The following is a 16,215-nucleotide window of genomic DNA, read 5'->3' as shown; positions in this document are numbered from 1 at the left end:
AGTTGATAAACTAAAAAATTAGTTTTACATTAGAATATATCATCAAATACTGCTTAACTATGGAAAATAAGAAAAACCGTCCCTTTAACCTTGAAAGCAAACGAGGATTGCACTTCAGCATCGGTCTGGTCATTAGCATAGCCATCATTACTCTGGCTTTTGAATGGAAATCCTATGACAAAGGACCAATTGTAGATCTCAAAGCTAAAAAAACAGATTTTGACGAGATGAAACCTATTCCGGTAACCATACAAGAACCTCCCAAACCACCGACAGTATTACCTGAAATCAAGGAAATACCTAATGATGAGGAGCCGGACGTTGACCTGGATTTTACCCTTGACATAGACATTGATGAAAATACTGCTATAGCCGAGTACATACCCGAAGATGTTCCTAAAGAAAATACGGAACCGGATTATTTCTTATTTGTAGAAGAAGACCCGGCACCAGCAGGAGGTATGCAATCCTTCTACCAATATTTGAGCAAGAATCTGAATTATCCTAAAAAAGCCATTCGCAACGGAACAGAAGGAAAAGTATATGTACAGTTTATCGTCAACACTGATGGCTCACTCACTGACCTCAAAGTACTCAAAGGCATAAGCCCAGAGTGCGATCAGGAAGCTTTACGTGTACTTTCCAATGCTCCCAAATGGAACCCTGGGAAACAACGTGGCAGACCGGTAAGAGTACGCATGAGCATGCCCATTGTATTTAATCTCCAATAAAAAAACCACAGAAAAACCCATGGATAAACCTAAGCAGTCTGTAAAAGAACTGACGAAGGCCGAAGAGCAGGTGATGCAGATTCTCTGGCAACTCAAAAAAGGATTTGTCAAAGATATACTGGAAGAGATGCCTAAACCCAAGCCTGCTTACAACACAGTCTCCACCATTGTGCGGATACTGGAAAAGAAAGGTTTTGTGGCTTATAAAGCTTATGGCAAAACCCACGAATACTACCCGCTGATCAGTAAAAAGGAGTACAGCAGCTACTTCCTTAAAAACTTCGTGGGTAGCTATTTTGGTGGCTCATTCCATAAGCTGGTCTCTTTCTTCGCCCGCGAAAACGATATGGATATCCACGAATTTGAGGAGATGATGAAGTATGTGGAGCAGGATATCAAGGAAGACAACGATCAGGGTTCGGAAGAAAAATAAGCACCTGTGCTTTTTTTGCACCAAACTTAGAACGCTTAATCGGCTCTTACATCAAAATACTACATCGTCTAAAGTATAATAAATGTCTATGCGCTGGATTCAGGAAAAACCGATCATTATCATTCCCATCATGTTGTTGCTGGCTTTCCTGCTCCTTCCCTTGATGAACGAGGAAGGAAAGCCCCGCGTAAAGCATGCGGCTGTAGCTACTAAAGAGTTTCCCAGTACAGGCTTTCCAGATTATGATCTGCTCCCTGATAATCTAAAACAACGGATGGAAGAGTTGGTGAAAGAAGATACCATGCACCGCTACAGCTTTTACTATTTTTTTGAAGTGGATGATGTAAACCGCCACTATTACATAGATGACTATTCCATGAATACCATATGGATTTCTCAAAAAGTAGAGGATCAGGAGGCTTTGGCTCTGGTAGATGAAAGGCTCATGGAAAATGCTGGAAGAGGGTTTACCATGGTTCGCCACCCCCAGTATTGGGACTGGGTAAAGGATAGGTCTATGAAAAAGGAGGTGTTTTCTAATAAAAACCTGGTTCATTATGTCTTTCCTGAGGAAGAAGCTGATTTCAGAGAGTTGAGGGTGGGCATTTTCAAGGATACTATTGATTATTTCAGAATGCACGAAGATGAGTTTGTTCATGACAGCAAGACCTATGGCCTAAGCGAAATAGATACTCCTCCAACTCCTAAAAGAGGCATTGACTATTTTCATAAAGTCATCAGGAAGTTTCTGGAGGATAAACTGGTCTATTTCAACTTCTACAATATGGAGGGTATAGTGAAGGCAGAATTTACCATTGGCGGAAAAGCTGACTCACCACAGATCATAGAAGGCTTCAGCACCCGGGAAAGCGATCGGGATGAGGCTTACAAACTGGATGGCCTGATCGTCAAAGCACTTAATGATCCAAAAGTTCGCTGGAAATCAGGAGTAAAAAATGACAAAAAAGTGAATACCAGGGTGAGTATGGATTTTCACTTTGCATTTAATGAAGAAGGAAATTTAACACTGAGCATGTCGGATTTGTATCCGGCCACTAAAATTTTTTGAAATACTAAATCATACCAATATGAATCATCTGCTGACCTATTTGCTTGAAAGCAGTATCTGCCTGGGAGTATTTTATCTCTTTTATGTGATGGTGCTGCACGACCAGCCCAGCCATCAGTACAATCGTTTTTACCTCCTGGCTACTTCTCTATTGTCGTTCATCTTGCCTGTACTGGAGATACCAATACTGGTGACAGAGAGTGTAGGCAATGTAGCGGGCAATTACCAGAATTTCATCTTACTCAACCCCGCCCTTCTTACCGAGGCTAATGCAGAAGCCAGTCTTCTGAGCAAATTACTCAACTGGCAGAATGTACTGCTGCTATTGTATGGATTGGGAGTTTTACTGACACTTGCCCTTTTTATCAGGCAAATTAGTCAACTCATCGTGACCGTGCGCAATAATAAGTTCACATTGCGTAAAGGTTACCGGCTGGTTTATACAGAGGGTAGACTCCCCACCTCTTCCTGCTTCAGTTACCTGTTCTGGGATAATACGCAGAAATTAACCCAGAAAGAAGCCGCGCAGATCATTGCTCACGAAGAAGCACATATCCGGCAGAAGCATAGTTATGATGTGTTTTATATGGCAGTCCTCAAGATACTCTTCTGGTTTCATCCGCTGGTGTACCTCTATGATAAAGCCTTAACGGATGTCCATGAGTTTGCTGCTGACGCAAGCGCACTGAAGCAGCAAAATCCACAAAGCTACGCGAAGCTGCTCACCCGCAAACTGTTTGACGGGCTACAATTGTCACTAGTGAACCATTTTTATAAATCAAGAACTTTAAAAAGAATCAAAATGATGCATTTGACTAATCAACAAACGCCGCGCTACAAATTACTGCTGGCTATACCTTTGTTTCTGGCTGTATTCTTTACCTTCTCCTGCCAGACAGAAGAAGAGATGGAGAAAGAAGCCATTGCCGCTACTTATGAAGATGTACAGGCACAGATAAGGGATGTAGGTGGCCAATTACAATTTTATGCTGAAAAGTATTTTGAAAGCCCTGCTAATTTAAGAAATGCAGTAAACGAAGAGTCCGATAACATGGTATCTGAAGGCCCATCTCCCAGCTATGAAAGCTTACAACTTAAAGTTTATGAAAAAGTAGCTTCATCCGGAGATTATTCAAAAATTGAACAACTTCTGGAACGCCAGTCCCAACTCCAAGAAAAGCTAATGGGTCTTCCAGATCCTGATGGGGTGTATACTGTAGTAGAAAACCAGCCTGAGCCGGAAGGAGGTATGAAAGAGTTCTACCAGCATATTGGTCAAAGCCTACAGTATCCTGCTCAGGCGCGTCGCATGGGTATAGAGGGGAAAGTATTTGTGCAGTTTGTCGTCAATGAATATGGGGAGCTTTCAGAGTTTCAAACCCTAAAAGGCATAGGCGCAGGTTGTGATAATGCAGCCATTGAAGCACTTCAATCTGCTCCCGCCTGGAATCCCGGAACTACCGATGGCAAGCCCGTAAAAGTGCGGATGGTATTGCCAATCACTTTCAAACTAGACCACGGAGATAATAATAGCGCTAATAAGACTAAAGAGGACTCACAAGAACTGGGTAAGCTGGAAAGCGCTAGCAATAACCTGGAAGAAATCGTAGCAGTAGGTTATACACCTTGATACTCAAACACTTATTTTTAAGCCAGGCTCCGGAGAGTCTGGCTTTTTTGTGTTTTAAGCTCAAGTACAGCTTCCCAATAGTTGTCTAATAAAAGCTTCTGATTAAGCATACGCCTTGGTTTAGACCTATTTGATAAAGTATTGTTTTTCAATATATTAGTAAGCATACCAGGATCATAAAAATCCAGGCTATGTCATATAAAAAAATACTCCAACCTAAGCCTATCGTTGCTCTGCTATCAGGACTGATCCTGTCTTTCCTGATCTATAGTTTTTTCCCGCAAAACACCCTGAGCAAAGAACAGGCGGAGCTTCTTTTTGCCCATGAGGTATATCCCATTTTACAGGAAAAATGTTTTGCCTGCCACGGTGATGAAAGCCATGAACTGGAAGGAGATTTTGACATCCGCACGCTAGCCTCTGCCCTGGAAGGAGGAGAGTCCGGGCGGGCTGCCCTAAATCCCGGTGATGCCGAAGGCAGCCTGATGTATGAGGCCGTTACCTGGATGAATAGCGAATTGGAAATGCCCCCCAAGGAGAACGATCGCCTGAATGAAAATCAGATTGCGCTACTCCGCTCCTGGATTGAAGCAGGGGCTCCCTGGCCGGAGGAAGAAAGACGAACTTATCTGATGGAGAATACCGAGTGGAATTATTCAGACGGTATCAAAGTCAACACCAGCAAGGCGCTATCCTTTAGCTGGCAAAACCGCCGTTACAAGCCAGAAGATCTCTGGGCTTTTCAGCCTGTTGGAGAGGTTGAAATACCAGAAGATTATCTATCTGAAAATACCAATCCGATTGATGCTTTCATTCATCAAAAGCTTGCTGAAAAAGAGCTGAAAGCCGCTCCTCCTGCCGATAAACTCACCTTGATTCGCAGGCTGAGTTTTGACCTTACTGGCTTACCTCCTACCCCCGAAGAAGTTGAAGATTTTCTCAAAGACCCTTCTCCCGATGCCTATGAAAAAGTGGTAGATCGCCTACTGGCATCACCACGCTATGGTGAGCAATGGGCACGCCATTGGCTGGATGTAGTGCGCTATGCTGATACCGATGGTTATTCCAATGATTTTGAAAGGCCTAATGCCTGGCGCTACCGTGATTATGTCATTCGTTCATTTAATGAAGATAAGCCTTACGATCAGTTTATCATGGAGCAGATTGCCGGTGATGAACTGGATGCCGATGATCCGGAGATGCTAGTGGCAGTAGGTTACCTACGCATGGGGCCCTGGGAACATACTGCCATGAGTGTGGCTGCCGAAACTCGTCAATTATTTCTGGACGATGCTACCAACAGCATAGGCGAAACCTTTTTATCTATCCCTTTAAGATGCGCCAGTTGCCACGACCATAAATTTGACCCTATTCCCACCCGGGATTATTATCGCATACAGGCCAGCCTGGCTCCTGTTCAGTTCGCTGAGCGCTATGCCTCGTACCTTCCTTCTGAAAACCAGGAAGGTTTTGAGAAGGGAAAGAAAAGACTGGAGAAACTGATCCGGGAAACCAAAAAAGAACAGAAAGTTATTGCTGATAAGGAAGAAGCCGCTGCCAGACTTTGGATGCAGGCCAGAGGAATGCAGTACCTATCACCAAAGGAAAGGCGTAAGCTGCCAGAAGATCAGCGACCTCCCCGCTTTTATGGTTTAAGTAATCAGGAACTGGGCTACCAGAAAGTACTCAGCAAACGCTTACAAGTCCTTAACCATCAGCTAGGCCGCTATGAACCTCTGGCCTACTCAGTATACAATGGTCCTGTAATAGAAAATATCCACAGTGGCAGGGATATGCAGATGCCCGATAGCATTGGTAATGATATTCAGCCAACTTTTATCTTAGGCGGCGGCTCAGTATATGCTCAACAAGAAGAAGTGACTCCGGGAGTATTAAGTGCTATCCGTTCATTTACCGAAGAAACTGAGTCTCCTCTGCCCGATTCTATTCCGATGGTCAAAGATGGGAGGAGGCTTGTGCTGGCAAGATGGCTGTCCAGCCCTGAAAACCCGCTCACTACCCGGTCTATTGTAAATCGTATCTGGCAATATCATTTTGGTAAAGGCATCGCCGGTAATGCCAACAATTTCGGAGTGATGGGCAAGAAGCCTACGCATCCTGAGCTTTTAGATTGGCTTACAAACTATTTTATAGAACACGACTGGTCCATCAAAGCGCTACATCGCCTCATCCTCAGTTCTGAGACCTACCGTCGTGCCAGCACCCATCCCGATTTTGAAACAGTAAATACGCTTGATCCCGATAATCTATTGCTTTCTCACTTTAGTCCTCGTCGGCTAAGGGCTGAGGAATTAAGAGATGCCATGCTGCAGATTTCCGGTGAATTGAATACCACTATGGGCGGACTCCCGGTCAAACCGGAAATTAATCGTGAGGTCGCTTTACAGCCCCGTCATATTATGGGCTCTATTGCTCCTGCCTACCAGCCCTCTCCTACCCCTGAAGAGAGGAACCGAAGAAGCATCTATACTTATCAGCTTAGGGGTCTGCCAAATCCGATGCTGGAAGTCTTTAATCAACCCAACGCCGACATCTCCTGCGAAGGACGTATTGCTTCTACCGTTACCCCTCAGGTATTCACCTTATTCAACAGTCAGAACAGTTATAGCCGTGCCCTGGCCATGGCTTTGCGTTTGGAAGAAGAAGCTCATTCGCTTGAAGAGAAAATTAAACGAGGCATATCCCTGGCCTGGAACCGTGAAGCCAGCCAGCAGGAGATACAATCCTCTGTGGAGTATGTGCAGGAAATGATAGCTTATCATGAAAAAAACGAAGCCGTACATCAAACTTACCCGGTAAAAGTTGAGCGGACTATGTTTGAAGAGATGACCGGTGAAGAGTTTTCTTATACCGAACATCTGGATATTTACGAGAACTACCAAGCTGATGCCCAAGCATGGGAGGTACCGGCAGAAACCCGCGCCTTGTCAGATTTCTGCCTTGTTTTATTCAATACCAATGAATTCGTTTACATCTACTGATATGAAAAAGAAAGCTAGAGCGAGTGACCTTCAACGACTAGTAAATCAACAGGCTGCCGAAAATCTAAACCGCAGGGATTTTCTCTATGGCCTTGGCTCAAGTATTGGCGCACTGGCTTTCAGTAGCATCCTATCTGTAGATCAGGCTTTTGCCAAGACTACCTCTGGTGGACCATTAGCCCCTAAAGCACCGATGCTACCTGCCAAAGCCAAAGCCTGCATCTTCCTAATGATGGAAGGCGGCCCTAGCCATATTGATACATTTGACCCCAAACCTGAACTCAGCAAGTACCATCTCAAAGAATTTCAGCAGGCAGGAGAAAACCTGTCTGCGATGTCTTCTGGCAAACGCTATTATGTAGAGAGCCCTTTCAAAACCCGCAAAGTAGGGCAGTCAGGAGCAGACATGAGTGAGCACTTTATACATCTGGCAGAGGTTGCTGATGACCTTTGCTTTTACCGAGGAGCGCAAGCTGAATCTGTGAATCATCCTACCGCCATGTACCACATCAATACGGGCAATAAGTTTGGCGGTGATCCCGGATTAGGCGCATGGGTTACTTATGGACTTGGTACGGTGAATGAAAACTTACCCGCCTTCATCGTACTGCCTGAAGTAGCCTATCCTCAGGGAGGCTCGGGCAACTGGTCCAATGGTTTTCTGCCTGCTTATTATCAGGGTACACCCTTACGCTCCGTTGGTTCACCCATTCTGGACATCAAACCTCCTGAGGGGGTAAGCCGCTACCATCAGCGCGAAAGCCTGGACCTGCTCGCTGAACTCAATCAGACCCATCAGGAAAAGCACCCCTCTCATGAAGAGTTGAAAGCAAGGATGGAAAACTATGAGCTTGCCTTCCGCATGCAGATGGAAATTCCGGACATCATTGATATTGAAAAGGAAGATGAGAAAACAAAAGAGATGTATGGTGTAGGTGAAGAAAGCACGGATGCTTTTGGCCGCAAATGCCTGCTGGCCCGCAGACTGGTAGAGCAGGGCGTTCGCTTTGTACAAATTTACTCGGGAGGTTGGGATTCCCACGATTATCTGGCGAGGGCTCACGGAAAGCTGATACAGAGTATAGACAAACCTATTGCTGCCCTGATCAAAGACCTGAAAAGGCGTGGCATGCTGGAAGAAACCCTGATCGTCTGGTGCGGAGAGTTCGGGCGAAGCCCTGACAACGGGGTAAGAGGAGGAGAAGTGGCCTACGGCAGAGACCATAATCCCAATGCCATGGCCATGTGGATGGCCGGAGGAGGCGTCAAAGCCGGACATACCATTGGGGCAACTGATGAGTTGGGGAGCAGCGCAGTAGAAGTGGTTCATCCTCTTCAGGATGTGCATGTAACCCTGCTCCGGCTACTGGGGCTAGATGATAATAAGCTTACCTATTTTCATGGAGGCAGATATAAGCAGCTTTCTCAAACCGGTGGAAATGTAATTAAGGAATTGCTGATTTAGCTAAGCTGACTACTCACTTTACTTCATCGGTATTCCCTCTTTCCAGTACTCGCCCCTCAGTGGTATTGAACAGTTTTTTGATCTTATTCTTGGCAGCGCCGCTGCAGATCATCACCAGGTAGTCTCCTACTTCAATCTTTGTCCCTTTGGATGGGTTTTTCAGAAGGATGCGCTTACCATTATTTTTCTTATTGAGGCCTACCAGCACACAATCATGCTCCACCTTAAGATCAATAAATGAATCCACATAATCTTTACCTGCATAGGGATTTTGCTCATTCACACGAAACTCCAGCAGGTCATATTCTTCACCTTCCAGGGCAGTGGTCATGATGGATTCTGCCATCAGCGCCACATCCGGCTCAAAAGTATAGCTGGCCACCAGGCGAGAAGCGATCTCAGTCTTGGACACAACATAACGCACGCCTGCTGAAGCAAAGGTTTCCTTTAGGCTGGGATTATTCAGGGAGACTACATAGTTAAGGTCAGGAAATTTCTTTTTGAGGTTGAGCAGATAAATCAGCACTTCGGTATCGTCAGCAAAATTAATAAAAACTGTAGCCGCCTCCTGAATATTTGCCTTGCTAAATGCTTCCAGATTACTGTAATCGGTATAAAGCACAAACACCTCTTTATTAGAATAAGCTTCGTGGATCAGGTCTACTTCACTTTTGTTGTTAACGATGATGGCAACCTGCTTGCCGGAACCTACGACTTCATCTACGACTTGTTTGCCGAATTTGTCCCAACCGATGACGATGATGTGATGCTCAAAATTTGTTCCCAAGAGTCCTAAACGTTTTTTCTCTAAGTATGCTGAATATTGATTCGTAAGCTGGCCGATAAGATAACCGAGGATAGTTACACTTCCTAACACATAAACCAAACTTACAATGCGCCCGGTACCTGATACCGGATAATAATCCCCGTAGCCCACTGTGGTAAGGGTAATGATCGTAAACCAGAAAGCATCGGGCAAGTTTTTGATATTACTTCCCTCTTTCCCACTTTCTGCAATGAACAAAAGATAGGTGATGATAAAGTACGCAGCGATGGCTGCCAGCATGAAGAGTAAGTTTTTTTGTCTTTTAGAGCCCAAGGAAGAGTAGTTAGTGAATAATGTGTATTGATGAATTTATGCTTAATCTATAATTGATATCTTCTTAATCCATTTGCTGGGCTTCAAAGCTGCTTAATGTTCCTTCTGCTGCATCTATCATAAAGCTGATACGGATGGGGTTACAACACACTTCGCAGTCTTCCACATAGGATTGCTTAACTACGGAAGCATCCAGCAACATAGAAATTTGAGCCATGCAATAAGGACAATAAAAAAAATGTTCAAGCATTTTAAAAATGTTTCCTGTTAATGATCTCACTCAGGATGATGGCTTTGCGGGCATTGTTCGCATCTTTCAGTGAAGCGGCTATACTGCTGGCTAAACGTTTACTTTTCCCTTTATGTCCGGTTTTCTTCACTACCAGTTTCTTAGCCTTTGCCTGATCTTCTATGTTGATTTTATCGCTGATCTTCTGCGCTACCTGTCCCTGATATTTCTTGCCTTGTTCTTTGTATTTCTCAAATGACTCAGCTTTTTGCTCCACCTTCCTTCTTCCTTTTTCTACTTCTTCTTTAGCTCTACCTGTTGAGAAAGGATGTTCATAGTCATCATCTTCTGCTTCACTTTCTATCTGTGGCTCAGGCTTTCTTCCAGGTCGGGGACCTTCCTGTCGGGGATTGTCCAATCGGGGACTCTCACCGGTGAGCTCACGTAAAATTTCTTCAAAAGTAGAAGGTTGCCTTCTTTGTTCAGGCTCATCAGGAGAACTTACTTCCGCCCTCCGGTGGGGTCTTCTGGTTTCTGCTTCGGTTTCTTCCTCTGCTTTGCGTGTTTCAGCCTGTTGCTTCTTTCGCTTGTTCAAAAGATTAGAGCCCAGTGAAAAGAGCGCAAAGAGCACAAAGAGGGCAATTTGTATTAATTCATCCATAAAATCATTTCAATTATACTGAGCGTTCAATATTTGACTAACCCAGATTAGTATTTTGACCAAAATAATAACATCATGTTATTAGTGTTATAGTTAAAGAAAAAAAATGTCTTTAACACAGGAAAAAGTGGCTTTTTTAACCGACTTTTAACTTAACAAATCTAAAAATTATTTCTAAGTTTGTCCCTTTTCCGCAGGAGATGATATGCAGTTAACACGACTTGAGATCAAAGGCTTTAAGAGTTTCGCAGACAAAGTTATCATTAACTTTGATAAGGGGATTACCGGTGTAGTTGGCCCAAACGGCTGCGGTAAGTCCAATGTAGTAGACTCTATTCGTTGGGTATTGGGTGAGCAGAAGACGCGTATGCTTCGCTCCGACAAGATGGAGAACATCATCTTTAACGGTACCAAAAAACGCAAAGCCACCCAGATGGCTGAGGTTTCACTTACCTTTGACAATACCAAAAACCTCATTCCTACCGAATACACCCAGGTGACCATTACCCGTCGCTATTACCGCTCCGGGGACAGTGAATATATGCTAAATGGCGTTACCTGCCGCCTGAAGGATATCACCAACCTCTTTATGGATACGGGTATTGCCTCCAACAGCTACGCTATCATTGAGCTGAAAATGGTAGACGAAATCCTCAATGATAAAGACAACTCCCGCCGTAACCTTTTTGAAGAAGCCGCTGGTATCAGCAAGTTTCGTACGCGTAAGAAAGAAACGCTGCGAAAATTAGGAGATACCGATGCTGACCTGGAACGGGTAGAAGACCTGCTCTATGAAATTGAGAAAAACCTGAAGTCGCTGGAGAAGCAGGCCAAGCAGGCAGAAAAATATTATAAGACCAAAGAAGAATATAAAACCCTGAGCGTACAGCTTGCCAAAGTAACAGTTAGCTCTCAGAGAGAGAAGCTACAAAACCTGAACAAGCAACTGGAAGCGGAAAGTGACCGTAAGCTAAGCCTCAACCGTCAGCTCAGTGAAAGTGACGCGCTGATAGAGCAGCTCAAGACCGATCTGGTGAATAAGGAGAAGCTGCTTTCTTCCCGTCAAAAGTCATTGAACCAGCATGTGGAGCAGATCCGTAACTTTGAGAGTGACAAGCAGGTAAAGAATGAAAAGATGCGGTTGCTCAAAGACCGAGAGCTACAACTCACCGAGCAGCTAGAGCGTGACCGCTACAACATTGACCAGATCAGCGAAAGCCTGGAAGGACTACGCTGGCAAAGATCAGAAGCTGCCGAAAACCTGGAGATCACCAAAGAAAAGGTGGCTCGGCTCAAGCAGGAGTACGAAGAGTACAAGACCAAAACCAATACGCTGAAAGAGGAAGTCAACCAGGCGGACCGTGAGCTAAGAGAGAAGCAGGACGAGGTCTACCAGATCAAAAAAACGCTGGAGATTAAGCAGATGCAGCTTAGCGCTACCCGCCAGGATTTGGAAAAAACCTCTGCCGATACCAGTGCCCAACAGGCTGACCTGAGCCGCTATGACGAACGGGCCGCCGAACTGGAAGAAGAAGTGCAGGCGCTTAGAGACGAGCTTACCGAAGCCGAGCAGGCCGAGCAGGATTTGCAGCAGCGTATGGAGTCCCTGGCCGAAAGCATAGAAGCGGATAAGGAAAATCTTTCCAAGATCAACCGTACCCGCGATGCCTTGCAGAATGAATACAATCTTACCAAATCTTTGGTAGATAATCTGGAAGGCTTCCCCGATGCCATCAAGTTTATCAAGAAAAATATTGATTGGGCGAAGAAGGCTCCCCTCCTCTCGGATATCATCAGTTGTAGTGAAGAATATCGTGTCTGCATAGAAAACTACCTCAGCCAGTACATGAACTACTATGTGGTGCAAAGCCGTGCTGAAGCTCTGGAAGCCATCAACCTGCTCAGCGATGCTTCCAAGGGTAAGGCTAATTTCTTTGTACTGGATGAGTTTGAGCATTTTAAGCCTGCTGATCGCAAAACCTTTGATAATGCTGTCTCCGCTGCTGAGATTGTGGAGTATGATCCGGCTTATCAGTCACTTGTACAATACGTCCTCAACAATGCCTACATTGTCAACGGTGATTATACCATTCCTGAGGATAAAGAAACCTCTTTCATTACCAAAGATGGCCGCATTGTCCAGCATCCGTTCAGCATGGCGGGAGGTTCCGTTGGCCTGTTTGAAGGTAAACGTATCGGACGGGCCAAAAACATGGAGAAGCTCAAGGTACAACTCAAGGATCTGGAAAAAGAAGTAGAAGCGCAGCAGCAAAGCATACAGGAAAAGCAGCTACAGTTATCCAGCCTCAAGCAAAGCTCTCCTAAAGAAACTATCGCTTCTCTGCAAAAGGAAATCAGCCAGACCAGCCAGGAGTATGTATCAGTTAAGACCAAGAAAGAGCAGATGGCTGAGATGCTTTCTTCCAACGCTCAGAAACGAGAGGATACCGAAGAACATATCCAGGAGTTGCATGAAGCCTGTGCCGAACTGGAACCGCAGGTAGCTGAAAAAGAAGAGGAGCTGATCAAGCTGGAAAGTAAAATCAAAGAACTGAAGGAAAGACTGGCTGAAGAAAATGAAATATTGAGTGAGAAGTCAGCTAACTTCAACCAGGAAAACATACAGTTTTATCAGCACGAAAACCGTGTCAGTAGTATTTCTCAGGAGATCAGCTTCAAAGAAGAAGCTTACCAAAGCAGTGAAAATAATATTGCCAAAAATCAGCAGGCCCTCAAAGAAAGCGAAGCGAGCATCAAACAACTGCTGGAAAGCAGCGATGTGAGCGAAGATGAGTTGTTAGCCATGTACGAGGAGAAAGAACAGATTGAGATGGGCGTAAACGAAGCTGAAAAAGACTATTACTCCGTCCGGGGTGAGATTGACAAAAATGAAAAGGCAACACGCGAAATCCGCAACCAGCGGGAAAACAGTGACTCCCTCGTGCTGGAAATTCAGAACCAGCTTAACAGTACCAAACTGGAACTAAGTGGTGTAAAGGAAAGGCTTTCCGTAGAGTTCGAACTTGACCTGGACGAGCTTATGAAGGAACAGGTTTCTGAAGAGGAAAAAGCAAATCTAGACCCTGAAGCCCTCCGGGAAAAACTCATCAAAATCAAAGATCGTTTGCAGCGTATCGGGCCGATTAATCCTATGGCGATGGAAGCCTACGAAGAGATCAAGGAACGTTATGATTTCATCAACAGCGAAAAAGAGGATCTGCTACAAGCCAAAGAATCACTGATCACTACCATTGATGAGATAGATACTGTGGCTCGCGCTACTTTCATGGAAGCTTATGAGAAGATCAAAGAGAACTTTGTCAAGGTATTTCGCTCGCTTTTCACCGAAGAAGATGACTGTGACCTTAAGCTTACCAATCCCGATGATCCTTTGGAGTCCAGCATTGACATTATTGCACGCCCTAAAGGAAAGCGGCCACTGACCATCAACCAGCTTTCGGGGGGAGAGAAAACGCTAACCGCTACTTCCTTGCTGTTTGCTATTTACCTACTGAAGCCCGCTCCTTTCTGTATCTTTGATGAGGTGGACGCGCCATTGGATGATGCCAACATTGACAAGTTCAACAATATCATCAAGACTTTTAGCAAAGACTCACAGTTCATCATCGTAACCCACAACAAGCGCACCATGGCCAGCACCGATGTGATCTACGGCGTAACCATGATTGAGCAGGGTGTTTCCAAAGTAGTACCAGTTGACTTACGGGAGTTTGAGTTGCAGGCCGAGTAAAGCAAAGCTACAGATATAATGGTTTGAAATTAAACCGATTATGTCGTTTGTAACTAATAATAAAGCTAAAGAGCTTGTAGATATATATTTTGAAGATTATGGTACCGGTCAACCTGTGATCCTTATTCACGGTTGGCCCCTAAGCCATAAAGCCTGGGAAGGACAGGTCTCTGCCATTGTTCCTGCCGGCTTCCTCTGCATCACTTATGACAGAAGAGGCTTCGGATCTTCTTTAGCCCCTTGGGAGTCTTATGATTACTCTGCCTTGGCCAGTGATCTTAATGAGCTTATTACCCAATTAGAACTAGATAACTGCATCATCTGCGGATTCTCTATGGGAGGCGGAGAAGTAGTCAGATACTTTACAGATTAAAGTGCGAATAAAATTGCCAAAGCCGCCCTGATCAGTTCTATCATTCCTCTGGTGAAGCAAAAAAGTGGCAATCCTGATGGTGAACCTGAGGATGTGCTAAAAGAAATTATGCAGGCCTTGCAAACTGACAGAGTAGGTTTTCTGGAAGGTTTCCATAAGAATTTCTATAACTATGATGACAACAAAGATAAAATGAGCGAGCAGCATCTGCACTACGGCTGGTCTATTGCTGCCCATGCGTCGCCCAGGGCTACAATCAAATGCGCCGAGGCATGGGGGGAAACTGTCTTCAGGTCAGATCTCAAAAATGTAACTATCCCTACTCTGATCGTTCATGGAGATGCTGACTAGATTGACCCTATTGATACTGCGGGTAAACAGGCAGTCAAAGGTATTTCTGATAATCAGTATGAAGTAATCTCCAGAGGACCTCATGGACTGAACCTCACCCATAGAGAGCAGTTAAATGAAATGCTTCTTTCTTTCCTGAAGAAGTAACCGAGGTTAAATTATTAGATTTACTACACCTTAGCCAGTGCCTTTCAAACACTGGTTTTTATATGATCGTCTGCTATATGGTTCTCTTTTGCCTGAAAAGGTGTTAAAATTGAGATAACCGCTACAGGTCGTTACTGGACCTACATACTTTCGCGTAAAAATCTGCTTTTCTTTATCATTAATAAGAGTTAATCTGAAAACCTTTTTTTATTGTAATTCGAAGAGATAACTTTTTTTAAAGAGACGAGGTCCGGCGGTGTCCGCTTATACCTCCACATGAACCAAAGGGAAAAGGTAGGTATTCAAATAAGCAATAAATCCACTTTTCATCATCAATGAATTAAAAAGCCTTTTAGAAAATATTAAGCTGTAAAGAATATTGATTTACAAACAAAATATTCATATAATAATATATCTTATTAAAATCCAAGTTCATTCACTATACCCTAACCTAACAACCTACCTTATGAACTTTCTTAAACAAAGTATTAAAACTGCAATGAATGTTGGTATTTTGTTTAAAATATATGCAGCATTTTCTTATTTGCGACATAAAAAATTCATTGAAGATGCTATTGCCAAAAACGATTTGAGGTTAAACTTAGGTAGCGGAAAAACTACAATTAATGGATGGCTTAATGTTGATATGGCAATTGGAGCCAAAATCCTGACTATGAAGTTACCAGGAGGTCTCAAAAAATTTAAAGATAATTCTGTTCGTTGTGTTTACACATCACATTTTTTAGAACATATAGAGTATCCCAATACAGCTCTAGCTATTGTTAGAGAATGTCACCGCATACTTATTCCAGGTGGTACATTAAGGATCATTGTTCCTGGAATAGAAAAAATAATACACGCGTATTCTGAGAATGATCAAGCTTTCTTCGCAATCCAAAAGGAGATGCACCCTTCCTGGTGCAATAGCAAACTAGATCATCTTATGTATGCTCTACAACAAGGAGGAGAACATAAATATGGCTACGATTTTGAAACTATGAAAGCATTATTAACTCAGGCCGGATTTAATCAAATCATTGAGAGCGATCATAACAAAAGTCATGAAGAACTACTGAGAATCGATTATAGGACTCGAACTGATAACCGCGGACGCTATTTATCTCTATACGTAGATGCAGTCAAATAATAAAGTTTATTTGAAACTAGACGAGCTTATTTTTTTAACAGCAAGATTTTTTTGTTAAAACTTTCGCTTACAATGAAGCTGTTTAAACATTTAGTTTTTGATTAATTTTTCGCAGGAAAATGGCTAA

Annotated in this window: 13 protein-coding genes; 10 read left to right on the top strand and 3 right to left on the bottom strand. The window is 43.8% G+C overall.

Annotation, left to right across the window (positions count from 1 at the left end; genetic code table 11):
• Window positions 1-59 precede the first annotated feature (59 nt).
• The 6 genes from WJR50_RS20405 (at window position 60) to WJR50_RS20380 (ending at window position 8,330) form a co-directional block, all read left to right on the top strand.
• Window positions 60-731, top strand: a complete 672-nt coding sequence (locus WJR50_RS20405; protein ID WP_341295170.1) for an energy transducer TonB — start codon at window positions 60-62, stop codon at window positions 729-731.
• Window positions 732-750: 19 nt separating this feature from the next.
• The gene (locus WJR50_RS20400) at window positions 751-1,164 is read left to right on the top strand and encodes a BlaI/MecI/CopY family transcriptional regulator (RefSeq protein ID WP_341295169.1); all 414 of its coding nucleotides are present in this window, start codon (window positions 751-753) and stop codon (window positions 1,162-1,164) included.
• An 88-nt stretch (window positions 1,165-1,252) separates the two neighbouring features.
• On the top strand, window positions 1,253-2,233 hold the full coding sequence (locus tag WJR50_RS20395) for a hypothetical protein (protein ID WP_341295168.1): 981 nt from the start codon (window positions 1,253-1,255) through the stop codon (window positions 2,231-2,233).
• 19 nt (window positions 2,234-2,252) lie between these two features.
• Window positions 2,253-3,863, top strand: coding sequence for a TonB family protein (locus tag WJR50_RS20390; RefSeq protein ID WP_341295167.1), 1,611 nt, complete (start codon window positions 2,253-2,255; stop codon window positions 3,861-3,863).
• A gap of 191 nt (window positions 3,864-4,054) precedes the next feature.
• Entirely contained in the window at window positions 4,055-6,865 is a 2,811-nt protein-coding gene (locus WJR50_RS20385) for a PSD1 and planctomycete cytochrome C domain-containing protein (protein ID WP_341295166.1), read from the top strand.
• Window position 6,866: 1 nt separating this feature from the next.
• On the top strand, window positions 6,867-8,330 hold the full coding sequence (locus WJR50_RS20380) for a DUF1501 domain-containing protein (protein ID WP_341295165.1): 1,464 nt from the start codon (window positions 6,867-6,869) through the stop codon (window positions 8,328-8,330).
• A gap of 13 nt (window positions 8,331-8,343) precedes the next feature.
• On the opposite strand, the gene WJR50_RS20375 is transcribed toward WJR50_RS20380, so the two are convergent.
• From WJR50_RS20375 to WJR50_RS20365, 3 genes are all read right to left on the bottom strand, one after another.
• Window positions 8,344-9,429 carry a potassium channel family protein gene (locus WJR50_RS20375; RefSeq protein WP_341295164.1) on the bottom strand — a complete coding sequence of 362 codons (1,086 nt, stop codon included), beginning with the start codon at window positions 9,427-9,429 and terminating at the stop codon, window positions 8,344-8,346.
• 64 nt (window positions 9,430-9,493) lie between these two features.
• A complete protein-coding gene (locus WJR50_RS20370; RefSeq protein ID WP_341295163.1) occupies window positions 9,494-9,679 on the bottom strand; it encodes a CPXCG motif-containing cysteine-rich protein in 186 nt (61 codons plus the stop codon).
• A gap of 1 nt (window position 9,680) precedes the next feature.
• Window positions 9,681-10,319: a hypothetical protein gene (locus WJR50_RS20365; protein ID WP_341295162.1), complete on the bottom strand. Its 639-nt coding sequence runs from the start codon at window positions 10,317-10,319 to the stop codon at window positions 9,681-9,683.
• A 205-nt stretch (window positions 10,320-10,524) separates the two neighbouring features.
• Between WJR50_RS20365 and smc the strand changes: the two genes are divergently transcribed.
• The 4 genes from smc to WJR50_RS20345 all read left to right on the top strand — a co-directional run bounded on the left by smc (window position 10,525) and on the right by WJR50_RS20345 (window position 16,088).
• Window positions 10,525-14,070, top strand: a complete 3,546-nt coding sequence (gene smc, locus WJR50_RS20360) for a chromosome segregation protein SMC (RefSeq protein WP_341295161.1) — start codon at window positions 10,525-10,527, stop codon at window positions 14,068-14,070.
• A 40-nt stretch (window positions 14,071-14,110) separates the two neighbouring features.
• A complete protein-coding gene (locus WJR50_RS20355) occupies window positions 14,111-14,443 on the top strand; it encodes an alpha/beta fold hydrolase (RefSeq protein ID WP_341295160.1) in 333 nt (110 codons plus the stop codon).
• A gap of 51 nt (window positions 14,444-14,494) precedes the next feature.
• Window positions 14,495-14,794 carry an alpha/beta fold hydrolase gene (locus tag WJR50_RS20350; RefSeq protein WP_341295159.1) on the top strand — a complete coding sequence of 100 codons (300 nt, stop codon included), beginning with the start codon at window positions 14,495-14,497 and terminating at the stop codon, window positions 14,792-14,794.
• A 613-nt stretch (window positions 14,795-15,407) separates the two neighbouring features.
• Window positions 15,408-16,088: a class I SAM-dependent methyltransferase gene (locus tag WJR50_RS20345; RefSeq protein WP_341295158.1), complete on the top strand. Its 681-nt coding sequence runs from the start codon at window positions 15,408-15,410 to the stop codon at window positions 16,086-16,088.
• Window positions 16,089-16,215: the final 127 nt, after the last annotated feature.

The sequence above is a fragment of the Catalinimonas locisalis genome (assembly GCF_038039535.1).
Taxonomy (GTDB): Bacteria; Bacteroidota; Bacteroidia; order Cytophagales; family Cyclobacteriaceae; genus Catalinimonas.
The sequence above is the reverse complement of the archived record's forward strand: the minus strand, read 5'-3'. Positions and strand labels throughout refer to the sequence as shown.